The organism is Acidisoma sp. L85 (assembly GCF_009765865.1).
Classification (GTDB): Bacteria; Pseudomonadota; Alphaproteobacteria; order Acetobacterales; family Acetobacteraceae; genus Acidisoma.
The window spans coordinates 130,078-153,357 of the sequence record NZ_LMUQ01000037.1; the positions used below are offsets into that span (position 1 = coordinate 130,078).

The following is a 23,280-nucleotide window of genomic DNA, read 5'->3' on the forward strand; positions in this document are numbered from 1 at the left end:
CATTGGCCATGCAGTCTCAAGAATTGGCCGCTTGCCCTGGATGTTCCCTATGTCTGACGACGCCCTGAAACTGCAGCCCGGTGGGGGCGTGCCGGATGTCTGGCGCGAATGCCCGGATTGCGGCCTGCTGACCACCCTCCCCCGGATGCGGCCCGGCTTCGTGGCGGAGTGCCCACGCTGCAGCAAAACACTGTGGCGGATGCGGCGAACGCCCTTCCCTTTCCCCATTACCTGCGGCATCGCGGCGGTGATGTTCTACGCCTATACGATCGTCGCACCCTTCCTCGAAATCTCCGCCTACGGCCGCTTCCAGCTGGCGCGGATCGAAACCGGGCCGGACCAGCTGCGGCTGCAGGGCTTCGCGCTGCTCGGCCTGCTCGTGCTCGGCGTCACGGTGATCATGCCGGGCATCAAGCTTGGCCTCATGCTCTTCACGCTGCTTGGCCTCGAAAGCCGTTTCGTATCGGCGCGTCTACTCAAACTGGCCTTCCGCTGGCATGAGCGGGTCGGGCCCTGGGCCATGGTCGATGTCTATCTGCTCGGCTTCCTGGTCGCCTATACGCGCCTCACCGCCATCGCCAGCGTCGACCTGGACACCGCGCTCTATTCCCTCATCGGCCTCATGGTAATGATGGCGGCGGCGGAAGCAGCACTCGATTCGGAAGCGGTGTGGCGCGCGCTGGATGTGGCGGAACAGCATTCGGACGAGCGGCATCATCGCCCGCCGGCGGAGTCCGACTACGCCTTCGAGGGACCGACCACCCCGGGCGATCTCGTCGGCTGTCACACCTGCCATCTGGTGAACCGCGCCGATCACGGCGACCGCTGCCGGCGCTGCCATGGCGTTCTGCATACGCGCAAGCCGAATAGCGTGGTGCGGAGCTGGGCTTACCTCGTGGCGGCGGTCGCGCTCTATGTCCCCGCCAATATGTATCCGGTGCTGCATGTCACCCAGCTCGCCAAGACGCAGAACTTCACGATCATGGGCGGCATCGTCGAATTGGTGGATTACGGCCTTTGGCCGCTCGCGATCCTGGTCTTCGTCGCCAGTATCACCATCCCGCTGCTCAAGTTGCTGACGCTTGGCTACATGCTGGTCCAGATACAACTGCGCAACGGCGACCATCTTCTCGGGCGCACCCGGGCCTTCCGAGTGATCGACTTCATAGGCCGCTGGTCGATGATCGATGTGTTCATGATCTCGATCCTGGTGGCGCTCGTCCGCTTCGGGCAATTCGCCAATATCCGTACCGATATCGGTGCCCCGGCCTTCGCCTCCGTCGTGGTTCTCACGATGTTCGCGGTGATCGCCTTCGATCCCCGCCTGATGTGGGACGCGCCGCGGGTCGAATACCTGCAGACGGGAACCGAGGCGGATGACGCGGCTGCGGGAGTGCCGGCATGAGTGACCAACCGCCCCGCGCCGAACGCGTCGATGGCAATCCGCCGCAGCGCGAAAAGCCGCCGCCGACCGCGCATCTCCGCCGCCGCCGCTTTTCCTTCGTCTGGCTGATTCCGATCGTGGCCGCCGGCATCGCGCTCTATCTCGGCTATCGCACGCTGGTGCAGCAGGGGCCGCTGATCACCATCACCTTCAACAACGCCTTCGGCCTGTCCGAGGGCCAGACACAGGTGAAATACAAGGCGGTGGCTTTGGGCACCGTTGAGACTATCGATCTCAGCCCGGACAACAGTCATGTCGTGGTCCGGGTGCGGATGAATGGCGTGGGTACGCGCTTCCTGACTGACCACGCGCGCTTCTGGGTGGTGAGGCCGCACTTCTCGCCGAGCAATTTCTCGGGCCTCGATACCCTCGTATCCGGCGCCTACATCGAGGTCGATCCGGGAGCGCCCGGAGGACGTTACCGCGCCCATTTCACCGGCTTGCAGGACCCGCCTGGCGTGCGGTCCGATCAGCCAGGCCATACTTACGTCCTGAAGGCGGAGAGCATCGGTTCGCTCAGTTCGGGCTCGCCCGTGTTCTATCGGGATGTCCAGGTGGGCGAGGTCCTGGCCTATGACCTCGGCGACGGGCTGGGGCCGGTGACCATCAACGTCTTCGTGCGCGCGCCTTATGACCGACTGGTGCGGCCCGAGAGCCATTTCTACAACTCATCCGGGGTCTCGGCGGGCTTCCAGGGGGGCGGATTCCACATCGAATTCCAGTCGCTCCAGGCGATCATCGCCGGTGGCGTGACCTTCGATCTGCCAAAAGAAGCGGCGGATAGCGCACCAAGCCCCAATAGCGCGGTCTTCCCGCTCTTCGCTTCGAAAGAAGAGGCCGAAGCCGCCGGATACCAGAACCAGATACCGATCGTCGCCTATTTCCAGACCTCAGTCAGCGGCCTGAGCCGTGGCTCACCGGTCAATGTTTTCGGCATTCAGGTGGGCGAAGTGACGGAGGTGAAGCTGCTGCTGAACCCGAACAAGGGCACTGCCAAGGTTCGCGTGGCGATGCAATTGCAGCCGGAACGGGTGTTCTCGGCCAATGAATTCCCGAAGAACGAGACCGCCCCGGTAGTGCTGCAGAAGATGGTCGATCGCGGGCTGCGCGCGGTTCTCGAATCCGGCAGCCTCATCACAGGGCAGAAACAGATCTCCCTCGAGGTCGTGCCCGGTGCGAAGCCGGCCAAGATCACGCGCGAGGGCAGCGCGCTGGTCATGCCGAGCGAGGGCGGCGGCCTCGACAACATCATGTCCTCGCTGTCGGACGTGACGACCAAGCTGTCGAAGATTCCCTTCGATGCCTTAGGCAGCAACCTCAACAAGCTTCTCGTCACCGCCAATGACACGATCGGCGGGCCGGAGGTGAAGCAGTCGCTGACCTCGCTGTCCACGACGCTGAAAGACGTGCAGCAGCTGGTGAAGAACACCAATGACGGCCTGGCGCCGACGCTGAAGGCACTGCCGGGGCTCACCAAGTCGCTGCAAACGACCTTGCACGCCGCGACCTCGACCTTGGGGCAGGTCGGGCGCGGCTACGGCAGCGATTCCGACTTCCAACGCAATCTGGAGCAGCTCATGGACCAGGCGAACGGTGCGCTGCGATCGATCAAGCTGCTCGCCGACTTCCTCGACCGGCACCCCGAGGCGCTGATCCTCGGCCGAACCGGCCGGGCCACGGGGGGCTAGCGCATGGTCTCACGCCGCCAGCTCCTCCGCGCCTCCGCCGGGTTTGCCGCTGTCGGATTGACCGGCCTCAGCGGCTGTTCCTCCCCCAGTCCGAACTACTACCGGCTGGGGATCGTTCCGGGCACGGTCCATACCGGCGGTCCCGGGCGGATCGTGGTGCGGAGCATCAGCATTCCCGGCTATCTCGACCGCGACGGCATCGTGAAGGGCGGCGGGAACTACCAGATCGACATCCACGACAACGATCTCTGGGCCGAGGATTTTGCCGGCATGCTGCAGGATTCGATGGTCCAGGATCTGGCGCAGCGGCTGCCGAATACGACCGTCACAGGTCCCGGTAGTTCGATCACCGGCACGCCCGATGCGCTGGTCGAGATCAATCTGCAGCGCTTCGACACGGATGCGAGCGGCATGATGATCTTCATCGCGCAGCTTGCCATCAAGTCGGGGGCCTCGCTGACGACCTGGGCGACCCGGACGCTGAACCTTTCGGCGCCCGCTAACGGACCGCGCGTCGCCGCTGTGGTTGCCGTGATGAGCCATCTGTGGGGCGAGGCGGCGGATAACGCGGCCAGCCTGCTGGTGCAGAGCTGGGCGCATCATCCCCACTCATCCGCCGACTAGCCGCGAATGGCGCAGCCGCTGCTCGACGCTGCCGCCGGGCTACTGGGAACCGGCTTGCGGCAAGGCGCGGTGCTGGGGGCCTCGGACGCGGCGGATTTGGTCGCGCGGTTCGGTCTGGCGAGCATGGATGCGCTCATGCGGGCGCTGCTGCCTTTGGCACAGAGCCTCGCGCGTCCGTCGGTCTCGAACTTCCGTGTGGGGGCGGTTGGGCTCGAGCGGCGATCCGGCGCCTTGGTGCTCGGCGCCAACCTGGAGTTTTCGGGCACGACGATGGCCGAAACTGTGCATGCGGAGCAGTTCCTGTTCGCGCGCGCCTTCCATCGTGGCGAGATCCTGGAGCGTGTCGCGACCAGCGCGCGGCCCTGCGGCCATTGTCGCCAGTTCATGGCGGAATTCGCGGGCCGCGAGCGGCTGGTTGTTCTCGATCCCGAGGGTGACGGGGCAAGCAGCCTCGCCGAGCTACTGCCGCATTTCTTCAGTCCGGCGGATCTTGGAGAGACGGGCGCCGAGCCGGTCGCTCCGGCGCTGCTCGACCTCGCTCTGAGCGAGGAGGCGGAGGTGCTGCGCGGCCTCGCCTCACGTGCCCATGCGCCCTATAGCCGAGGCGGTTCGGCGGCCCTGTTACGCTTGGCGGATGGTGTGTTGGTTCCCGGCGTGGCCATCGAGAATGTCGCCTACAATCCAAGTTTCGGCGCGCTGCAATCGGCGCTTGTTAATCTGGTCGCGGCCGGAGGAGACCCCACCAAGATCCGGGCCGCGAGCTTTGGCGCGATCGACGGACCGCTCGACAGCGAACCTCGCGCGCGGCAATTGCTGGCGGCTGTCGCGCCTGCCGCGGCGTTTCGGCAGATGACATGGGATGCCGCGCTCTCCACAGATTAACGCGGGATCTGCTACACCACGCCGATGCCCGGCCCGTTCTGGAAAACCAAGACTCTTGAAGAGATGACGCAGGCGGAGTGGGAATCGCTCTGCGACGGCTGCGGCCGTTGCTGCCTGCACAAGTTGCGCGACGAGGATACCGACGCCCTCACCTTCACCAATGTCGGCTGCCGGTTGCTCGATACCGAGAGCTGCCGCTGCACCGACTACGCCAACCGCTTCAAGAAAGTGCCGGACTGCGTGCAACTGACACCCGCCGTCGTGCGAGAAGTCGATTGGTTGCCGCCCTCCTGCGCCTATCGCCGCCTCGCGGAAGGGCGTGACCTGCCGACGTGGCATCCGCTACGGACGGGCGACCCGCAAAGCGTGATCGATGCCGGCATCTCGGCCTCGGGGCGGATCATCAACGAGCGTCACGCGGGACCACTGGAACACCACGCTGTCGAGTGGCCGGGCCGGCCACCCCGCCGCCGCCTGGGCTAACGCACGGGCACCAGACGATGATGGAGGGTTCGGTCACAGGCGCCGGTGGGGGCGGATGGCGCGTTTTGTTTGGCCGCCGCCACGCCATGTATCTCGCCACGTTCAGCCTTGGCTCGGCGCTCTATGCCTTCAGCGCCTTCCTGGTCTCGGCCTGCCTGCCCTCGGCGGTGGTCGAACTCGGCGACCTGTCGCTGATGAGCTGGGGCTTCACCTTCTATCTTGTCGCGGCGATCCTGGCGGGCACACTCGCGGCGACGTTGAAGCAACGCTGGGGCACACAGGCGGCCTTCCAATATGCGAGCGTGGTCTATCTCCTGGGCAGCCTCGCCTGTGGGCTGGCCCCGGCCATGTGGGTGTTGCTGGGCGGCCGACTGCTGCAGGGGGTCGGCGAAGGGGCGATTTCGGGGCTCTGCTACATCCTCATTCCCGAGTTTTTCCCGGCGGCGCTGATCCCGGCGATCTTTGGGGTGGAGGCGGTGATCTGGGCACTGGGCTCGATCGTCGGGCCGGTGGTGGGCGGGTTTCTCACGGAGGTCATTTCCTGGCGCGGCGCCTTCCTCGTTTCCGTGCCGTTCATCCTGTTGTTCATGGCGATGGTCCGCATCGCGATCCCAAGCGGCGGAGGTGGCGGACGGGCCAGCGCCATGCCGCTGCCCTTCGTGCGCCTGGCAGGCGTCGGGCTTGGCATCCTGCTGATCTCGGCGGCCGCCATCGCACCACCGGCTCTGCGATTCGCCGGGGTTGGCGCCGGACTGCTCGTGCTGCTGGCGATGGTGCTGTGGGATCATCGCGCCGCGAACCACCTGTTGCCACGCGGCGCGTTCTCGTTCGGCAGCGTGCTGGGCCTTGCTTTCTGGATCGTGCTGCTGATGCCGAGCGCCCATACCGGCCCGGGCGTCTATGTCATTCTCCTGTTCGAGCGGGTCTGGGGCTTCTCGCCACTACCGGCGAGCACGCTTGGCGCCACCATGGGCTTCACCTGGAGCGTGGTCGGTGTGGCGGTGAGCTGGCTCTCGGCTCGCTGGGCGCGCGCCTGTCTGTGGCTCGGGCCGCTGATTATGACGGCGGGGCTGGCGATTTGCGGTGTTTCCCTATGGCAGCACGGGCTGCTGCTGTTCCTGGCGGGTCAGGCACTCGTCGGTCTGGCCTATGGCGTGAGTTGGGGCTTCGTCAGCCAGGCGATCATGGTCGGTGTCGCGCCGGCGGATCGCGACCGTGCCTCCGGAATGGTGCCCACCATGATGTCAGCCGGACTCGCGGTCGGCGCGGCGCTGGGCGGGGTCGCGGCGAATAGCGCGGGCCTCGCGGTCTCCGATACGCCGGCGGTCGTAACGCATGCGGGCATCTGGTGCTTCACCCTGGCGACAGCGATCGCGCTGGGCGCCTTCCTGATCAGCCTGCGCCTGCGGGTGCGGATGGGCGATTAGTAGGTGATGTTTTGGCCTGGATCGCAACCAAAGGATATCGTCATGGCACGCGAAGGCGTGCGGGGCACCCCGGGCATCTACGCCTTGCCTTTGTCACGCAAGCAAAGGCGTGGATGCCCGGCATTCGCCGGACATGACGTGGTGGAATGAGCCGGGTTCAGGCCAGAGAAATCCTGCTTGCCGAGCGTGACGTTGTGGAGCGAGCGAGCAGGGTTTCCGACCAGAGACATCCTGCTTTCGCCCGCGCCCGATATCATCTCGCAACTGCGAAATAGAAGCTTCGAAGGCGCGGGGTCGCCCGTATAATGAGGCTCCTGCCCTCGGAGCCTGAATGTGACACTGTCGCCTGCCCTTCTCGCGCTCGCCGCCGCTGCTTTCGGGATCGGCACGACGGAATTCGTCATCATGGGGCTGCTGCCGGAGATCAGCCGCAGCCTCGATGTCACCATCCCGGCGGCGGGCCAGCTCGTCTCGATGTATGCGCTGTCGGTGACGATCGGCTCGCCCATCATGGCGGTTCTGATAGCGCGGCTACCGCGGCGACGGGCCCTGCTGGTGCTGATGGCGGTCTTCGTACTGGGCAATGTCTTCTGCGCCCTGTCAGGAAGTTTCGATCTTCTCATGGCGGCGCGGGTCTTCACCGCGCTCGCGCATGGCGCTTTCTTCGGGATCGGCGCGATCGTGGCGGCGGACGTGGTGCCGCGCCACCAGCGCGCCATGGCGATATCGCTGATGTTCTCGGGGCTTACGCTCGCCAATGTGCTCGGCGTGCCCTTCGGTACCTTGCTCGGCCAGGCCTATGGCTGGCGGGCGAGCTTCTGGGCCGTGTCGGTCATCGGCGTGGCGGCTTTCGTGGCGCTCGTTATCTGGGTGCCGGATGTGCGGCAGGCGCGGCGCATGCGGCTGGGCCGCGAGATACATGCGCTGGCCCATCCGCAGGTGCTGCTGGCCATGGCGACCAGCGCCATCTGCTCGGCGGCGCTGTTTACCGTCTTCACCTATATCACGCCGATGCTGGAGACGGTTTCGGGCATCTCGCCGCATGGGGTGAGCGTCGCGCTTTTGCTGTTTGGCGTTGGCATCACCCTCGGCAATCTGATGGGCGGGCGGCTGGCCGATTGGCGGCTGATGTTCTCCGTTATCGTGCTGCTCTGCGTGCTGATCGTGGTCGAAGCGATCTTCACCCGCACGAGCCACTACGCCATCCCATCCGTCGTGACCTTGATGATCTGGGGCGCGCTCGCCTTCGGCGTTGGGCCCTGCCTGCAAACCCGCGTGGTCGATCAGGCTCAGGCGGCGCCTAGCCTTGCCTCCACGCTCAACCAAAGTGCCTTCAACCTCGGCAATGCGATTGGCGCTTCCACGGGTGGGCTGATGGTTTCGGCGGGCATTGGATATGACGCGTTGCCCTGGGGCGGTTGCGCGTTCAGTGCTGTCGCACTGGCGACGGTTCTCTTTGCGGTGCGGCTGGAGACGCGCACGCGCCGCCGGCGGGGCGCGCGGCGGGCTGCATTTTGGGCCGCGCATACGATGCCGCTTCGCGAAGACGGCTGAGATACGCGCTGCGCAATAAAAAAGCCAAGCTCTTTCGAGCTTGGCTTTTGTCGCTTCTTTGCGAAACCGCGTTACGCGGCGATACGGAGCTTTTCAACCTCGCCGGGCAGAATCTTACGGCGGTCGGCAATCTGCGCCTTCATCGACTTCTGCAGTTTCTCGAAAGCACGGACTTCGATCTGCCGAACCCGCTCGCGCGAGATGCGATACTGCTGCGACAGATCCTCAAGCGTCGTCGCATCGTCTTTCAGGCGCCGCTCGATGAGAATGTGACGCTCGCGCTCGTTCAAAGTCTTCAGCGCATTGGCGAGCAATGCCTTGCGATCCGACAACTCCTCGCGCTCGGCGATTTCGGTTTCCTGGCTGTCGGACTCATCGACAAGCCAATCCTGCCACTCGCCTTCGCTATCCATCCGCACAGGAGCGTTGAGGCTATGATCCGGCGCCGAAAGGCGGCGGTTCATGTTGACGACATCCTGTTCCGGCACAGCCAGCATGTGGGCGATATGCGCGACCTGCTCGGGCTTGAGATCGCCGTCTTCGATAGCCTGCATCTGGCCTTTCAGGCGACGCAAATTGAAGAAAAGCTTCTTCTGCGCGGCGGTGGTGCCCATCTTAACGAGGGACCAGCTATGCAGGATGTATTCCTGAATTGCCGCACGGATCCACCACATAGCGTAAGTGGCTAGGCGGAAGCCGCGCTCCGGATCGAAACGCTTCACCGCCTGCATCATGCCGACGTTGCCTTCGCTTACCAGCTCACCGATGGGCAGACCGTAGCCACGGTAGCCCATAGCGATTTTCGCGACGAGGCGAAGATGAGACGTGACTAGCTTATGAGCGGCTTCGAGATCGCCGTTGTCACGCCATGACTTGGATAGGCTCAGCTCCTCCTCGAAGGTCAGCATTGGAAATTTGCGAATTTCCTGGAGGTAGCGAGAGAGGTTGCCTTCCGGTGCGATATTGATGCCAAGAGCCATCAGGAACTCCTTTAATCTTCGCCGACAACGACCTGAGACTAGCGACGTTTTCGGGCGAAGCGGTTCGACTGTCCTGAACCGTTTATAGAGAGGCGGTCGTTCTTAGACCTCATCACGAGGAAGAGATTATCCCTGAGCGGCGATAACCATCCGGTGATGATAGTGCTGCGCCCACCCCCGGGTGCGACGCAGAAGACAGTCGTTATACGCCTCCGGCTTGCGACTGGTTACAGAAATCCGATGGCAACGAGGCTGGAATGCATCGCTGTCATGAGCGGCGAAACATTGAACGCCATCCACGCCCAGCTGGCGTCTCGGGCCTCACAACATAGCGAGGCCGGGGGCGCAGTAGATTTTGGCCGAAGAGCAGGCCGGCGACTCCAGCGGCCAGCAGGATCGTCCCTTTGTTCTGCCGGAAGGCCCGCCGTCCCTGGGCGATAAGCTCGTCAGGCGGCGGCAGGGCGGAGAGACCGGCGGCCGCCAGCGACGCCGGGGTTGATGAGCGCCGGGTGCGCCGTTCCTGGTCAACAGGGCGCTTCTTGGATTGCATGACGCCCACAAGAAGCACGATTATCGCGAGTAGGATCAGCGCCGCCGCCGTGATCACCGCGGCCCAGACCGGCCCCAGACGGTGCTGCACGAAGATCCAAAGCGCCGCCGCGAGGCAGCCGACGGCGGGAAGAACGATCACCCCGGCGACCAGAATGCAGATGATCAGGACCGCCGTGCGGCGCGCCGCGGCGGCCGCATCCTCGACGATGGTCATGGGATTGAAGGCGAGGGCCGCGCCCAGCCTTACCAGGCGCTGAATCGATGCCATGGACGGGCCCCCGCCCGTCAGCGCGTAAACAGCTTGCTGAAGACGAAGCCGGCGGCGAAGGCGATGAGCAAGCTGGAAATCGGCTGCTCCTCGACATGCTGGCTGACGGCTTCGGCGGAGCGTTTCCCCTGCTTCGACACGTTGTCATACACATTGGCCGCGGTACCGCTGATACGCTCGGCGGCATCCTGACCAATGCGCGAACCCTCCCGCACCGCAAGCTCCTTCATCTGCTTGATGAGGGCGGCGACGTCGTTCTTCAGCATTGCCAGGTCATCCGCGACATTCTTCGCCGTGGTCGGGGAGTCGGACTCGAAGTCGCTCATGGGCCGGGGTCCTTTCGCTCGAACATGCCGCAGCGCGTATTGCTGCATTATGCGAAACACTTGGTGGGAAGCCAGTAAAGCGCAATGATGCCAAGGCCGCCGGGCGGCGTCACGTTGCAGCGGTCAGCTTTTCAAGCTCTCCCAGAAGCGCCGCGGCGTCGATCGGTTTCGTCATATGCGCGAAATACGGCGGCTGCCTGTCAGCCTCCGACGGGCCGTAGCCTGACAGCAAAATTGCTGGGAGAGACGGCCAGCGCCGACGCAGTTGCCGGATGAGTTCCCGCCCTGTCCAATCGCCCGGCAGCGAGAGGTCGGTGATGAGCGCGGCGGGCGCCCCCCCACACTTCTTGACCTGCAGCCACGCTTCCTCGGCTGAGGCAAAGCCCTGCGGCACCCAGCCTTCGTCACGCAGGATGAGGGCAAGATACGAGCGGAGGGTAGGATCGTCCTCGACCAGCAGCACGTCGCGGCAGCGTTCCGTCTCGAGCTTTGGCGATACTCCGCTCCTGTCCAGGGTGATGACGAAGCGGCTGCCCTTGGCCTCGCCGGTCTCGACCGCGAGGAATCCGCCGAGAGACCGGACGAGCGTCGCTACCGAGGCAAGGCCAAGGCCGTGACCCTCCGGTGAGATCGATGGCTCCTCCGGGACGCCATCGAGAAGCACGGATGGAGCCAGTCGCGCGGCGATGTCGGCGGGCATGCCGGCGCCGTCATCCTCCACCTCGATCACGACGCCGCCGGCCACGGCTCTTGTTCTCAGTTCGATCCGGGTGCCGGTTTTGCTCTCGTCCGCCGCGGCGCGCGCGTTTGAAATGAGGTTCATCAGGATGCGGTCGAGGGCTGCCGGATCGGGCAATTTCGTTCCGGGCGGGGCGGCGAGCCGCAGGTCGAGGCGAAGCGCGGGCCCGGCGGCGAGTGTCAGCTCCGGGGCAAGCATGCGGATGCGATCATCGAGCTCCTCTGCGGGGATTGCCTCTGGCGGCACGGGCAGTAGCAGGCGAGCGAGACCCGTCGTCCGACGCGTCATTCGCGCGACGAGGCCAAGCGTTTCTCGCAGCTCGGCGGAAAGATCCGGACGTAGGGCGAGGCCGGTCACCGCGGCCTCGATAACCGCCAGGCTGTTGCGCAGGTCATGGACGAGGAGGGTCGTGCGAAGAGCGGCAACGGGTCCGGTGTCATCGCTAAGGGCTGCGGTGTGGCTCACTAGGGCGCCGGCGGCACGGGCAGCGCCCATAGAATTGGCCGCTGAATGCCGAGAAAGAGCGCAGCCGCGAGCAACTGGGTGAGGACCGCCGCGACAATCAACCCGTGACCAGCTGTCAGCCCGAGGTGGGCACCCCAGAGCGTCCAGGCCAGGAGAATGACAGGCTGGACGAGGAAGATCGCCGGCGCGGTGCTGGCCCAGGCGAGCAGCGCACCCTCCCCCGGCAAGCGCCGCATGCGCTCTCCCATGGCAAAGCATAGCGCGAGCAAAATGAAGCCGAGCATGAAAAGGCCCGGCGTTCGAAGGATGCTGCCGCCGAGCAGCGTCAGCCAGCCGATGATGACGCCGTGCCACCGCACGACGGTGAAATACTTCATGCCGCGGAACAGGCTGGAGGCGAGCGCGAAGCCGAGCGTGAAGTCCACCGGCAGGCGCAAAGCCCAGACCCAGCCGTTGCGGTCGATCCCGGTCCAGAACATGAACCCGTATATTCCGAGTGCGATCGGGGGGACCGATAGGGGGATCTCGGCGGTGTCCGCCCACAGCATGTGGAGGAGCGGCGGCAGCAGCAGGGTATAGGCGAGCGCGAAGCCGATAATGAAGAGCTGAGGGCGGCTCCAGGGGTCATGCCAAGGCCATAGTGCCGGGCCACGCCAACCAGCGGCGAGCTTGAGGCCGACGGCAAGCAGCAGCGCTACCAGGAGCGGCACCGCGAGCCATAGCGCGGTCTGCAGGATTACGCGGCCCGCCGGGCCGAATTCCAGCGTATGGCGGAACTGGCGGCGGAAGTGGAACACCGTCATTCCGGCCACGATCAGCCCGAGGTCGGGAACGACGCGACCCTTCGCGACCACGGATAGCAGGAGCGGATCGGCGCCGACCAACAGGCCGGAGAAGGCCGGCAGTTGCAGTGCTTGCCAGAGAAAATAGGCCCAGGCGGCGAGCAAGCCGAGGCTAAGGACGCCGCGAAAATCGCTCCCCGGCGCCAGGGCCAGTTGCTGCCATCGGACTTCGCTGAGGCGGACCGCCATTTGGTTCATCCCGCTGTAGGTTAGGCTCTGAGCCCATAGGAGCGGGATAGCTACCAGAAGGTTACCATGCCGCAAGCGTGGTTGCATTCGCGCGTGATCAGGCTCTTGCTGCCAGGGCGGAAAGCCCTTAGAGGTCCCGCCGCCGATCCATGGACTGGGTGCGTAGCTCAGCGGTAGAGCATCGCCTTCACACGGCGGGGGTCACAGGTTCAATCCCTGTCGCACCCACCAGTCCGACGGCCCGAACGACCAGGTTCCGGCCTCCGCGCGTTATAGCGCTCTTCGCGGATCAGGTTAGCGCGGCGTAATTTCTGAAGCGTTAATCCAATCCCGGAACCGTAAACATCGTCATGCAATGATCTTCCAATGACGTCGCAATGGCGGCCTGGGCAGAGATTGCGTGGAACTTGAACGCCGTGCCAATACTCTCGCCGGCTCGCGGGCAATCGGTCGAGGCCGCGCGTCTCTCTTGAGCGCAGCGGCCTCAAGTGAAGGATGACGGTCATGGCCAATGAAAAGATGCTAGCGCAAATCTCCGGAAAGGGCGGCTTCATCGCAGCCCTTGACCAGAGCGGCGGTTCGACCCCCGGTGCGCTGCGCCTCTATGGCATTCCGGACAGCGCCTATAGCGGCGATGCCGAAATGTTCCGGCTCATGCACGAGATGCGCGTGCGCATCATGACCTCGCCGGCTTTCACCGGCGCCAAGGTCATCGCCGCGATCCTGTTCGAAAACACGATGGACGGGCTGGCACAGGACAAGCCGGTTCCGACATACCTTTGGGAACAGCGGGGCGTCATCCCCTTCCTGAAGGTCGACAAGGGGCTTGAGGCGGAGGGCAATGGCGTAAGCTTGATGAAGCCGATACCGGGGCTCGATACGCTGCTTACGCGGGCGCTCAAGCTCGGCGTTTTCGGTACCAAGATGCGTTCGGTCATCAACCTGCCGTCGAAAGAGGGCATCGCCGCCATCGTGGCACAGCAGTTCGCGATCGCGGCACAGATTGCCGCGCACGGGCTGATGCCCATCATCGAGCCGGAAGTTTCGATCAAGAGCCCGGACAAGCCCGGCGCGGAAGCCATTCTGCTGGCGGCACTGACCAGCAAGCTCGACGCCTTGCCTGAGGGCCGCCAGGTGATGCTCAAGCTGACCATCCCGGACGTTACGGATCTCTACGCGCCGCTGATCAAGCACAAGCGCGTGGCGCGCGTCGTGGCATTGTCCGGGGGCTATTCGCAGGCCGATGCCTGCAAGCGCCTGGCCGCCAACCATGGCATGATCGCGAGTTTCTCGCGGGCTCTGACCGAGGGCCTTACGCGTCAGATGAGCGACGAGGAGTTCAACACGGCACTCGCGAAGTCCATCGACGCGATCTATCGCGCTTCCACCGAGAAGGTTTGACGTTCAGTCGCGCAAGACGTGCCGGGGCAGCGAAAGGCGGCGTCAGGTTGCCTGGCCGTCGAGGGCCGCTTCCGTCACCAGGATCAGCACGCGGCTATCGGCGCTGAGGCCATAGCCGGCGGCGTCCCGCGGGTTTGCCATGAGTGCCGCGAGGGCGGCCAGGCCAGCGGCGCCGGACGGTGTCGTTGCGGGGCCGCCCTGCTCGCTCAGTAAGCGCGGCGCGGCGGCTAGAGCGGCCTCCGAGAGCGTCACGACCCGCGCGCTGTGGCGTCGCAACATCGGCATGGCAACAGCGCTCGCCTGTCCGCAGGCCAGCATGTCCGCGACGGTATCGAGGCCGCCCGGGACGCGAGGAGGCGGATCCGTGGCCAGGGACGCGGCGATGCAGGCAGCGGCTTCCGGCTCGGTGACGATCACGGCGGCGGGCGGCGCCAGCCATGGTTTGAGCGCCTCCACCATCGCGGCTGCCAAGCCACCGACCCCCGCCTGCACGAAGAGATGCGTGGGGCGCGGATGGGCGGCATCCTCGACCTGGCGCATGATTTCCCAAGCCATGACGCCGTAGCCGGCCATGACGTCCGCGACGACTGGGTCAGACGCGTCGTCGCTCGTATCCGCTATGAGAATGCCTTGCCCTGCCCCGGCCGCCGCATGCGCCGCATCCACCGCGTCATCATAGGTGCCGTTCACCCAAACGATCTCCGCTCCCTGGGCCGCGATCCGCTCGGCGCGAAGGGGCGGCACGCCGCCGTGCAAAAAGACGCGTGCGGCGCCACCGGCAAGGCGGGCCGCCGCGGCAACCGCCAGGCCATGATTGCCGTCACTGGCGCAGAGAAGCGTCGGCCGCCCGGCGGAGGCCTTCGCCGTGGCTAGCATCCCTGCGATATCCGTGCCAGCCGCCCGGGCAAGCGCGCGCAATGCGGCATAGGTGCCGCCGAGTGACTTGAAACTGCCGAGCATGCGCTGGCCTTCGTTCTTCGCCAATACGCCCCCGACCTCGAGGTGAGCAGCGAGTTTGGGCAGGTCGATCAAAGGCGTCGCCTCGTAGCCGGGCGAGAGGCGCCTCAGAGTTGCGGCGATGATTTCGGGCGTCTCTGGTGGCGGAGGGGGCGTGGTCATAGCCACGACACTCGCAGTATCGATTGTCGCGGGCTACCTGAATGTAGGCTCGTCTTTTTAACGCCCTCGCCCGCGAGCTTCCTGGCCGCCTTTCCTAATTCCCCTGGATGCCTCATGATCCAAGGCCTGCCTGACGTCTGACAACATGCTTGGGGAGCTGGTCTCATCCAACTGCGCAACCCAAAATCGATCGGGCTGCAGGCGCGCGATGCGGTCGTCGAACTGATCTCGCGCGAGGGGCTGAAGGTCGGCGACAAGCTGCCCTCCGAGGCGGAGCTGACGATCAGGGTCGGCGTCTCCCGCCCGACGTTGCGAGAGGCGCTCAGGCTGCTCGAACAGCAGGGACTGGTCCGCACGGAACACGGGCGCGGGCGATTTCTTTCGGCCGCTTCCGCCCTCACCGTCACGCGGCCGATCACGACATACGAGAGCAATACTCAGATGTTGGAGGAACTCGGTTACCGGCCGAGTACCACGGTGTTGTCGGTGCGCGCGGCGACCGCTGGCGAGGATGCCGCCGTCATGGCCGCGCTACAGTGCCCTGCCGATCTGCCGATCCTGTTCATCGAGCGGCTGCGCACGGATGGCGGCTCGCCGCTTATCTATTCCTTGGAGGCGGTGCCGCGGAGTTTTCTGCCGCAGGATTTGCCGCATGACCGGTTCGCGAGTTCGCTGAACGATCTTCTGGCGCTGCAATATCATCGGCCGCGCATGTCGACCGCGTCCATCTCGGCGGTGATGCTCCCCGCGCCGGTCGGTCGCGCGATTGGCTGGACGCGCCGGGATCCGTGGCTGCTCATCACCGAAACCTGCTTCACCGAGGATGGCGCGCCGGTGCTGTACGCGCGCCTCTATCACCGAGGCGACGCGCTTTCCTACAATTTCTCCCGGCGGTAGAGGCCTCGCCCCCTGTCGGGGAGGCTGTGCGATGTTTTGCTGCTGTTATGGCCGATTTGCATTGGCAATCAGCCACCAACGTCATCCTCGGCTAAGGCCGAGGATCCACGCCTTGCTTGCGGCGAAGGCGAAGGCGGGGATGCTCGGCCTTCGCCGAGCATGACGTGGTCAGCTATTGCGCGCGCAGATCGGTTCTTACTGCCCCGCCTTGAAGTTCACCCAGCCGCTGGACACCGCCTGGTTGGCCTCCGTGGTGCGCGGCGTCTGCAGGATCACGCGCTTCATCGTGTCTGCGTCCGGATAGATGGTCGGGTTATGGGCGATGTCCGGCTTCACGCTCGACATCGCGGCGGCATTGGCCATGGGGTAGCCGAGTGAGTTGATGATCGCGGCGCTGTTCTGCGAGTCCATGATGTAGTTCAGGAACAGAGCGGCGTTCTTCGGGTGCGGCGCATCCGTGGTGATGACCATGTTGTCGATATATTCAGGCGTGCCTTCCTTGGGCAGCACGAATTGCAGGTGGAATGTCTTCCCCGCCGCCTTCGCCTGAGCCTGGGCCTGCACATCGTTGCCGACCCAGCCGACGGAGACGCAGATATCGCCGGCGGCAAGCGCGTTCAGGTAGTTGTTGGAGTCGATCGTCCGCACCGTGCCATGCACTGACTTCAGCAAAGCATAGGCTGCGGCGATATCCTTCGGATCCTCGTCATTCGGGCTTTTGCCGAGATAGATCAGCGCGAGCTGGACGACATCCTCGGGCGAATCGACATAGTTGATGCCGCATTCTTTGATCTTGTTGGCAATCGCGGGATCGAAGAGCAGCCGCAGGCTATCGACCGGCGCATTCGGCAACACCTTGTCGATCGCCTCCTTGTTGTAGATGAAGCCGGTGTAGCCGATGATATATGGCATGGCATAGGCATTGCCGGGATCGGTGCCGCTGCTCGAAATCTGGTCGAGAACCTTGGTGTCGAGGTTCTTCCAATTCGGCATCGCCGCCTTGTCAAGCTTCTGGTAGATGCCGGCGTGAATGCCGCGTGGATAGAACATCGTCGACGGCACGACGACATCATAGCCGGTACTCCCGGCCATGAGCTTCGCCTCCATCTCATTGTCGCTGCCGAAGGTGTCGTAGTGAACCTGGATGCCGTATTTTTTGGTGAAATTCTTGAGTGTGTCGGGCGCGAAGTAGTCCGCCCAGTTATAGACGTTCAGGACCTTTTCCTTGTCCATGTCCTGCGCAAGGACCGGACCGGCCGCGAAAACGGTCGCCATCGTGAAGGCGGCGGCGAGTAGTGCATTTCTCATGATCGCAGTCTCCCTGGGGTTGGCTCGATAGAACGGGTCAAAGTCGGGCTGCCGGGTCACTCGGATCCGGCACGGGTGGATCGCCATCTTTGCAACATGGCGATGCCGAAGGTGACGAGCACGGCGGCGACCACGAAGAAGGTCGCGAGCGCGTTGATGTCCGGCTTCACGCCATGCCGAACGAGCGAGAAGATCAGCAGCGGCAGGGTGGTGGAGCCGGGGCCGGAGGTGAATTGGGTGATGACCACATCATCCAGGCTGATCGAGAAGCCGAGCAGGAAGCCGGCGATCATCGCGGGCGCGATCATCGGCACCGTGATGAGGAAGAACAGCGGCACCGGACGGGCCCCGAGATCCTGCGCGGCTTCCTCGATGGAACGGTCGATACCGGCGAGGCGTCCCTGCACCACAATCGCGGCGAAGGCTGCGGTATAGGTGATGTGGGCGAGAATGATCGTGACGACGCCTCGCCCATGCGGCCAGCCGGTGAGTTTTTCCGAACCCACGAAAAGCAGCAGCAGCGACACCGCGAGCACGATCTCGGGCATGACGAGCGGCGCCGTCGCCATGCCGGCGAGCAGAGTACGTGTGCGGAAGCGGCCGAAGCGCGACAGCACATAGCCGACAAGGGTGCCGAGAATCGTGGCGCCGATCGCGCTGAGCGTAGCGATTTCGAGCGACAGCCGCGCGGCCCGCAACACGTCGTCGTTTTGCAGGAGCTCGGCGTACCAGCGGAGCGAGAATCCGCTCCATACGGTGGTCGAGGTCGAGCGGTTGAAGGAATAAAGAACCACCAGGATAATGGGCGCGTACAGAAAGCTGAAGCCGGCGACGAGCACGCCGAACAGCAGGCGCCGGCCGGCCGGGGTCAGCGTGGCGTTCAAGCCCGGGCCTCCGCGGCAGCCGAACGGGCGCGTTCCACGAAAGCAAGCGGCAGGAGCAATAGCAGGACCAGCGCCACCGTGGCGGCAGAGGCGATCGGCCAATCCCGCGCGACGAAGAACGAGTCCCACAGCACCGGCGCGATCATCAGATTGACCGCGCCGCCAAGAATGCGCGGGATGAGATACTCGCCTGTCGCGGGAACGAAGACGAGCAGCGCACCGGCCGCGACACCCGGCAGGGACAGCGGCACCGTGATGGCCCAGAAGGCACGGAAGGGCCGCCAGCCGAGATCGCTCGCGGCTTCCAGCAGCGACCAGTCCATCTTCTCGAGTACGGCGTAGAGCGGCAGGACGAAGAACGGCAGATAGCAATAGACCATCCCGATATAGATCGAGGTCGAGGTGTTCATGATGCGCAGCGGATGCGCGATCACGCCCAGCCATATGAGCAGGTTGTTGAGCAGACCATTGTCTTTGAGGATGCCGATCCAGGCGTAGATGCGGATGAGGAAGGATGTCCAGAACGGGATCGTCATCAGCAGCAGAAGGCTCGGGCGGGCGGAGGGTCTGGCGGCGGCGACGGCATAGGCCAGCGGATAGCCCAGAAGGATGCAAAAGATCGTGGTGATCGCGGCGGTTTGCAGCGAGCCGAGATAGGACAGAACGAAGATCGGATCGGACAGGAGCTGCGAGAAATTCTCGAAGGTCAGCGTGATGGCGAGGCGCATGCCGTCGAAGGTAAACATTGGCGCGTAGGGCGGGATCATGTCGGACAGGCGCGACAGCGAGATCTTCAGCACGAGGAAGAAGGGGATCATGAAGAAGATCACGTACCAGCCGAGCACGAGCGCGATCACGACGCTTCGCCTGTCGCGCGGCAAACGAAACAGGGTGCCCCAGCGCATCAGGGCCCGACCAGAACGTTTGAGGCTGGGTCCCAGCTCACCTCGACGGCTTCGCCGCGCGGAAAGGCTCGTCCATCCGTTCCCGCGCTGAGCTGCGCGACCTGAACAACGGCACCGCCTTCGAGCGCCACACGGTAGAGATGCCGGTCGCCCGCGAAGGAGTGATGCGACACGATGCCGGCGAAGCACCCGGATGACGGCGCCGCAGGTTCGGGGGGCGAGATCGTCATGCGTTCAGGCCGCACCGCGAGCGCAACCTTGTCACCAACAGCGAAGCCGCGATCGGCGGCCTGCAAACGGGCCGAAAGCGTCGCGCATTCCACCGTCGCGATGCCGGCGCTGATTGAGGCGACGACGCCCTCGAAAAGATTGACCGAGCCGATGAAGTCGGCGACGAAGCGGTTGCGCGGCTTGTCGTAGATTTCCGTCGGCGTGCCGATCTGGACGATGCGGCCTTCGGACATCACGGCGATGCGGCTCGACATCGTGAGTGCCTCGTCCTGGTCATGCGTGACGAGAACGAAGGTGATGCCGATCTGCTCCTGGATCGCGACGAGTTCCATCCGCGTGCTCTCACGCAATTTGCGATCGAGCGCGGAAAGCGGTTCGTCCAGTAACAGCACCTGGGGGCGCTTGACGACGGCGCGGGCCAGGGCCACGCGCTGCCGCTGACCACCCGACAACTGTTGCGGCATGCGGCGGCGCAAATCCGACATGCGGATGAGTTCGAGCGCTTCATCGACACGACGGGCAATCTCCGGCCGCGCCAGCCGGTCCCGGCGCAGTCCGAAAGCGATATTCCCCTCCACCGTCAGATGCGGGAAGAGCGCGTAGGACTGGAACATCATGTTGACCGGCCGCTCATAGGGCGCGAGGCGGGTGACATCCCGGCCGCCGATGAGAATGGAACCCTCGTCGGGGCGCACGAAACCGGCGAGCGACCGTAACAGCGTTGTCTTGCCGCAACCGGAGCTGCCCAGGAGGGAGAACAGCTCGCCGCGCTCGACAATCAGATCGATGTCACGCAGCGCGTAGTGGGTGCCGTACCGCTTGGTCAGGCCCCTGATCTCGACCGGGGAACCAATATTCGCATCCGCTCGCGCGGCCATCGTCACGCCCGGATTTCGGCGCTCGGCGGCGCGGACCGGCGGTTCAGCCGGAAGCCAAGGAACAAACAACGACGCAAAAACGACCTCCAATGGCTCGCAAACACATCAGACGTCAGACTACGCAGTCCAGCCATGCCGTCAACTTGACCATTGGCGGCGAATCAGCCTGTGGACGGTGGGCCGGTTAGAACCCGAACATGTGGTCGAGCGAGAAACGGCCGCGCGGATCGATCAGGCCGTGGTAGCCGAAGAGACGGCAGGTCGTGTCGCGGATGAGCACGTAGCCGCGCGAGCCGGCCTTGTTGAGCAGGTCGGGGCCGAAAACCCGGTCAGGCCGCACCAGCGCCGACCCGGAGCAAGCGATCGACAGAGCCTCCTCGGCCAGCACCTCGCCCTCCCCGTCATGCAGGATGAGCGCGGTCTGCGAGCGCGGCTTCCAGGGCGCCGAGGCGGAGTAGATGAGATGCGCGAAGCTGGCGCGCTGCTCGTCTCCCAGCTTGAGGAAAAGGCGCGTGCTCAGACCGGGCGGCGGCCCGGAATAGGATTGCGGCTCGCCTTTGTAGGTCATCAGCGTGTTGAAGATATGCGCGCCGAAACTGGTTTCGGCGGCATGGCTGCCATCGCGCGTCTCATAGCGCATGAGGGCATGCAGCCAGCCATTCGCGCTGCCGCCGTCACGAAAGTCATAGACCAGCTCGGCATGGCCACCGAGATCCGCGAGAGCGCCACTGGGCAGCATTTCCTCGAGATCGACGGCGGTCGCATGGTCGCGCGGCAGGCAGCCGAGGAAATGCTGGCCGAGCGATCTGCCTTCGCTGTCGAACAGGTCGATGCGCAACGGAAGATCGCTCTCGGTCTCGGCCATCGGCGTCGGCAGCACGATGCTGCGATAATCATTGCGCGGCAGGATCGGCAGCGGCAGCAGAAAGCCCCGGCCGAGTGCGTTGGAGAGCGCCGGGATGCCCGGATCAGGCTGGAGATCGGCCCGCTCGACATTGACATGCGCGATGCGCGTGCGGCCGCCGCGAATGACCTCGTAGCGCGGCCGCACGACATGGCGGCCGCTGCGGAACTCGACCTGTTCCGGCCAGCGGAGACCGGGCAGCAGCTCCGCGACATCGATGGCGCGGCTGGCGAAGGAGCCGATCGGCTCGTCCAGCATGACCGGCGCCTCGCGTCCCATACGGTCGAGCGCCAGGCTGCCTGCGGGGATGGGCGAGCCGTGGCTGTTCTGCACCCAGAGTAGCACACGCTCGTCGGGTCGTGGCGCGGGCAGGCCGGCATAGCGGTCGGACGGCCAGGCGTTGGCGTCGTGGGTGCAGGAGAGGCTTTGCTCGGCACCCTCGCCGATGGTGTCGACGGCGTATTTCACAATGTCATGGCCGGCCACGCCGATCGCATGGATGAAAAGCTGGCCGGTGAATTCGCCGAGGCCGAAGCGGGCGCGGATCTCGCGGCTGTCGAAGACGATGCCGCCCGCGCCAGCGGGCGCGGCCTGCTCCCAATTCGCCAGCACCTCGCCCGCGGCGCCGAACAGGCGGAGGCAAAAGCGGACCGATTTCGCGCCGTAGCCCGCCCAGTAATTGGCGGTGACAACCCGTGTAGAGAGTCCCGCCGCGTCGCGGAAGAAGGCGAAGTTCATCGCGAAGTTCAACGGGTCGAGGTAGCGCTTGGGATTGGTGAGCCGCTCCTCCGGCAGGCGCAGCTCGTCGAGGCTCAGCACCTCGATCGTCTCCGGAAGCAGGTCGCGCAACAAGGCGAGCGGGCGGCGGGCGTCGAAGCCGGCGAGCAGCACGGTGCGCGCGCCACTGGCGGCGAGATCGAGCAGCGGCTCGGCCACCAGCCCGGCGCGGATGGCGCCGACATGGCGAACGTCCTGGACGAAAAGCGAAGTGACCGGGAGCGACGGGTATAGAGTGAGAAGTGCGGCGGCCACGCCTTCGGGGTCGAACAGCGCGACCGGGCCGCGATCCCGCAGCCGCTCCGCCAGGACAGCGACCCGCTCGGCGGCAAGGGGATGAGCCAGCGCCTTGTACAGAACATTGCCGCCGCGCACCGCGTCGAAGGTCTGGATGTCGAGCATCTGTCCCGCCTGTCTCAGAAGCCGAGCCTGTGGCGCATTTCCTGCGCCGCCGCTGGCGTGTCGTCCAGAGGGGTGACCGGCCAAGGCTCGAACCGGCCGGCGAAAGGCCGCACGCGGCCCTCGGCGATCAGCCCATCGACAAAGAGGCCGATGCGGCGCGAGCGGCCCGGCAAGGCGGCCAGCATGACCGGCGCCGTGGTGGCCGCCGCCTCCGACACCATCGACACGGAGTCGGTGGTGACCACGATCATATCGGCGAGGGCGAGCATGCCGTAATAGGGGTTGTCGCCCGTGCCGTCCCAGACGGCGGCGCCGAGCGGCACGAGGGCGCTGCGCAGGATTTCGGTGGCCGCCGGATCCGTGCGGCGGGAGGGCGTGAGAACCAGGCCGACACCATCCGCGGCCATCATGGCGGCGAGAGACTTTGCCAGACCCTCGGCGACGCCAGTCGTCAAGCGGAACCGGCCGTTGGTGCCACCGATGAGAACGGCAACGAGCGGGCGGGGCAGATGCGCGAACCGCGCCTGCCACAGCGCCGCCTCCTCGGCCAGCCGCGCCGGGGTTACGCGGTGAAGCGCGGTTCGGGTGGTGATGACATTCGGCCCGGTCACCTCGTCATGCCGGTTGACGACCACCAGGTCGAAGCGCCGCAGCGGCATGCGTGGATGCTGGACATGGACGACACGTTGCCCGCCCGCCCGCAGTGCTGCGCCTACGGCTCCCGCCATCCCGCCGCAGCCGACGACGACATCCGGCAGCCTGCCTGCCAGGGCGTCCCGGTTCACGGCCGCCAGCGGCCAGGGCCAGCGCGGCGGAGAGATGAAGTTCCAGGGGAAGCGGGATGTTAGCGTGCGCAGGTCAGGCGTGAGACCCGCCGCTTCCGCCAGGCCCAGGGCCTGTGCCTGCAAACCGGCATAGGGTTCGCTCAGAATCCAGGATGTCGGAGCAGCTTGCGAGGGTGGGGACATGGCGGCGGTTTGTCGTCCGCTGGGACCTCAGCGTCAACGGCATTGCCTAACAACAGATCTTTCATTCCGAACGGCGGTTGCTGGTTGGAGCAGCGCGTATAGGATGGCCCGTCATGCACTCCGACGCGCCGCCTGCCACTACC

General features: G+C 65.1%; 21 protein-coding genes and 1 tRNA gene. 10 read left to right on the forward strand and 12 right to left on the reverse strand.

All coding sequences use genetic code 11. The features are described 5' to 3' along the window. Positions 1-49 precede the first annotated feature (49 nt). From GSQ83_RS09785 to GSQ83_RS09815, 7 genes are all read left to right on the forward strand, one after another. Positions 50-1,405, forward strand: a complete 1,356-nt coding sequence (locus GSQ83_RS09785; protein WP_158802689.1) for a paraquat-inducible protein A — start codon at positions 50-52, stop codon at positions 1,403-1,405. Then, positions 1,402-3,132, forward strand: coding sequence for an intermembrane transport protein PqiB (locus GSQ83_RS09790; protein ID WP_158802690.1), 1,731 nt, complete (start codon positions 1,402-1,404; stop codon positions 3,130-3,132). The genes GSQ83_RS09785 and GSQ83_RS09790 overlap by 4 nt, the downstream gene beginning before the upstream one ends. Before the next feature lie 3 nt (positions 3,133-3,135). Continuing rightward, positions 3,136-3,756 carry a membrane integrity-associated transporter subunit PqiC gene (locus GSQ83_RS09795; protein WP_158802691.1) on the forward strand — a complete coding sequence of 207 codons (621 nt, stop codon included), beginning with the start codon at positions 3,136-3,138 and terminating at the stop codon, positions 3,754-3,756. Between the two features lie 6 nt (positions 3,757-3,762). After that, positions 3,763-4,638 carry a cytidine deaminase gene (gene cdd / locus GSQ83_RS09800; RefSeq protein WP_158802692.1) on the forward strand — a complete coding sequence of 292 codons (876 nt, stop codon included), beginning with the start codon at positions 3,763-3,765 and terminating at the stop codon, positions 4,636-4,638. A gap of 24 nt (positions 4,639-4,662) precedes the next feature. Next, complete coding sequence (locus GSQ83_RS09805; RefSeq protein ID WP_158802693.1) at positions 4,663-5,121, forward strand: YcgN family cysteine cluster protein; 459 nt, start codon at positions 4,663-4,665, stop codon at positions 5,119-5,121. A gap of 17 nt (positions 5,122-5,138) precedes the next feature. Continuing rightward, complete coding sequence (locus GSQ83_RS09810; RefSeq protein WP_158802694.1) at positions 5,139-6,548, forward strand: MFS transporter; 1,410 nt, start codon at positions 5,139-5,141, stop codon at positions 6,546-6,548. 333 nt (positions 6,549-6,881) lie between these two features. Next, the gene (locus tag GSQ83_RS09815) at positions 6,882-8,102 is read left to right on the forward strand and encodes an MFS transporter (RefSeq protein WP_254065590.1); all 1,221 of its coding nucleotides are present in this window, start codon (positions 6,882-6,884) and stop codon (positions 8,100-8,102) included. Between the two features lie 71 nt (positions 8,103-8,173). On the opposite strand, the gene rpoH is transcribed toward GSQ83_RS09815, so the two are convergent. The 5 genes from rpoH to GSQ83_RS09840 all read right to left on the reverse strand — a co-directional run bounded on the left by rpoH (position 8,174) and on the right by GSQ83_RS09840 (position 12,463). Next, the gene (gene rpoH / locus GSQ83_RS09820) at positions 8,174-9,082 is read right to left on the reverse strand and encodes an RNA polymerase sigma factor RpoH (RefSeq protein WP_174246649.1); all 909 of its coding nucleotides are present in this window, start codon (positions 9,080-9,082) and stop codon (positions 8,174-8,176) included. 268 nt (positions 9,083-9,350) lie between these two features. Continuing rightward, on the reverse strand, positions 9,351-9,902 hold the full coding sequence (locus GSQ83_RS09825) for a phage holin family protein (RefSeq protein ID WP_158802695.1): 552 nt from the start codon (positions 9,900-9,902) through the stop codon (positions 9,351-9,353). 17 nt (positions 9,903-9,919) lie between these two features. Beyond that, positions 9,920-10,228 (reverse strand): YqjD family protein, encoded by a 309-nt coding sequence (locus tag GSQ83_RS09830; protein WP_158802696.1) that lies wholly within the window; start codon positions 10,226-10,228, stop codon positions 9,920-9,922. 109 nt (positions 10,229-10,337) lie between these two features. Beyond that, positions 10,338-11,432, reverse strand: coding sequence for a HAMP domain-containing sensor histidine kinase (locus tag GSQ83_RS09835; RefSeq protein WP_159013661.1), 1,095 nt, complete (start codon positions 11,430-11,432; stop codon positions 10,338-10,340). Then, a complete protein-coding gene (locus GSQ83_RS09840) occupies positions 11,432-12,463 on the reverse strand; it encodes a hypothetical protein (protein ID WP_158802698.1) in 1,032 nt (343 codons plus the stop codon). The genes GSQ83_RS09835 and GSQ83_RS09840 overlap by 1 nt, the downstream gene beginning before the upstream one ends. Before the next feature lie 156 nt (positions 12,464-12,619). On the opposite strand from GSQ83_RS09840, the gene GSQ83_RS09845 reads away from it, so the two are divergent. Next, positions 12,620-12,694: transfer RNA gene (locus GSQ83_RS09845), tRNA-Val, on the forward strand. 273 nt (positions 12,695-12,967) lie between these two features. Beyond that, positions 12,968-13,864: a fructose bisphosphate aldolase gene (locus tag GSQ83_RS09850; protein WP_158802699.1), complete on the forward strand. Its 897-nt coding sequence runs from the start codon at positions 12,968-12,970 to the stop codon at positions 13,862-13,864. A 42-nt stretch (positions 13,865-13,906) separates the two neighbouring features. Here the strand turns inward: GSQ83_RS09850 and GSQ83_RS09855 are convergent, their stop codons facing one another. Beyond that, the gene (locus GSQ83_RS09855; protein ID WP_158802700.1) at positions 13,907-14,983 is read right to left on the reverse strand and encodes a pyridoxal-phosphate dependent enzyme; all 1,077 of its coding nucleotides are present in this window, start codon (positions 14,981-14,983) and stop codon (positions 13,907-13,909) included. Positions 14,984-15,178: 195 nt separating this feature from the next. Here GSQ83_RS09855 and GSQ83_RS09860 point away from each other — a divergent pair, with 195 nt between their 5' ends. Continuing rightward, positions 15,179-15,880, forward strand: a complete 702-nt coding sequence (locus GSQ83_RS09860) for a GntR family transcriptional regulator (protein ID WP_256367109.1) — start codon at positions 15,179-15,181, stop codon at positions 15,878-15,880. Between the two features lie 195 nt (positions 15,881-16,075). Here the strand turns inward: GSQ83_RS09860 and GSQ83_RS09865 are convergent, their stop codons facing one another. The 6 genes from GSQ83_RS09865 to GSQ83_RS09890 form a co-directional block, all read right to left on the reverse strand. After that, positions 16,076-17,188, reverse strand: a complete 1,113-nt coding sequence (locus GSQ83_RS09865; RefSeq protein WP_158802702.1) for an extracellular solute-binding protein — start codon at positions 17,186-17,188, stop codon at positions 16,076-16,078. A 56-nt stretch (positions 17,189-17,244) separates the two neighbouring features. Beyond that, positions 17,245-18,072, reverse strand: a complete 828-nt coding sequence (locus GSQ83_RS09870) for an ABC transporter permease subunit (RefSeq protein ID WP_254065591.1) — start codon at positions 18,070-18,072, stop codon at positions 17,245-17,247. Continuing rightward, positions 18,069-18,929 (reverse strand): ABC transporter permease subunit, encoded by an 861-nt coding sequence (locus GSQ83_RS09875; protein WP_254065592.1) that lies wholly within the window; start codon positions 18,927-18,929, stop codon positions 18,069-18,071. The genes GSQ83_RS09870 and GSQ83_RS09875 overlap by 4 nt, the downstream gene beginning before the upstream one ends. A 47-nt stretch (positions 18,930-18,976) precedes the next feature. After that, complete coding sequence (locus GSQ83_RS09880) at positions 18,977-20,086, reverse strand: ABC transporter ATP-binding protein (RefSeq protein WP_158802704.1); 1,110 nt, start codon at positions 20,084-20,086, stop codon at positions 18,977-18,979. Positions 20,087-20,270: 184 nt separating this feature from the next. Further along, entirely contained in the window at positions 20,271-22,169 is a 1,899-nt protein-coding gene (locus tag GSQ83_RS09885) for a hypothetical protein (protein ID WP_158802705.1), read from the reverse strand. A 14-nt stretch (positions 22,170-22,183) separates the two neighbouring features. Next, positions 22,184-23,137: a mitochondrial fission ELM1 family protein gene (locus GSQ83_RS09890; RefSeq protein ID WP_158802706.1), complete on the reverse strand. Its 954-nt coding sequence runs from the start codon at positions 23,135-23,137 to the stop codon at positions 22,184-22,186. Between the last annotated feature and the right edge of the window lie 143 nt (positions 23,138-23,280).

Coding starts and splice junctions, on each gene's coding strand:
- GSQ83_RS09790 (WP_158802690.1), top strand. CDS start 1,402: ATGAGTGACCAACCGCCCCGCGCCGAACGCGTCGATGGCAATCCGCCG.
- GSQ83_RS09885 (WP_158802705.1), bottom strand. CDS start 22,169: ATGCTCGACATCCAGACCTTCGACGCGGTGCGCGGCGGCAATGTTCTG.
- GSQ83_RS09855 (WP_158802700.1), bottom strand. CDS start 14,983: ATGACCACGCCCCCTCCGCCACCAGAGACGCCCGAAATCATCGCCGCA.
- GSQ83_RS09805 (WP_158802693.1), top strand. CDS start 4,663: ATGCCCGGCCCGTTCTGGAAAACCAAGACTCTTGAAGAGATGACGCAG.
- GSQ83_RS09880 (WP_158802704.1), bottom strand. CDS start 20,086: ATGGCCGCGCGAGCGGATGCGAATATTGGTTCCCCGGTCGAGATCAGG.
- GSQ83_RS09890 (WP_158802706.1), bottom strand. CDS start 23,137: ATGTCCCCACCCTCGCAAGCTGCTCCGACATCCTGGATTCTGAGCGAA.
- GSQ83_RS09850 (WP_158802699.1), top strand. CDS start 12,968: ATGGCCAATGAAAAGATGCTAGCGCAAATCTCCGGAAAGGGCGGCTTC.
- GSQ83_RS09825 (WP_158802695.1), bottom strand. CDS start 9,902: ATGGCATCGATTCAGCGCCTGGTAAGGCTGGGCGCGGCCCTCGCCTTC.
- GSQ83_RS09865 (WP_158802702.1), bottom strand. CDS start 17,188: ATGAGAAATGCACTACTCGCCGCCGCCTTCACGATGGCGACCGTTTTC.
- cdd (WP_158802692.1), top strand. CDS start 3,763: ATGGCGCAGCCGCTGCTCGACGCTGCCGCCGGGCTACTGGGAACCGGC.
- rpoH (WP_174246649.1), bottom strand. CDS start 9,082: ATGGCTCTTGGCATCAATATCGCACCGGAAGGCAACCTCTCTCGCTAC.
- GSQ83_RS09795 (WP_158802691.1), top strand. CDS start 3,136: ATGGTCTCACGCCGCCAGCTCCTCCGCGCCTCCGCCGGGTTTGCCGCT.
- GSQ83_RS09785 (WP_158802689.1), top strand. CDS start 50: ATGTCTGACGACGCCCTGAAACTGCAGCCCGGTGGGGGCGTGCCGGAT.
- GSQ83_RS09830 (WP_158802696.1), bottom strand. CDS start 10,228: ATGAGCGACTTCGAGTCCGACTCCCCGACCACGGCGAAGAATGTCGCG.
- GSQ83_RS09840 (WP_158802698.1), bottom strand. CDS start 12,463: ATGGCGGTCCGCCTCAGCGAAGTCCGATGGCAGCAACTGGCCCTGGCG.
- GSQ83_RS09810 (WP_158802694.1), top strand. CDS start 5,139: ATGATGGAGGGTTCGGTCACAGGCGCCGGTGGGGGCGGATGGCGCGTT.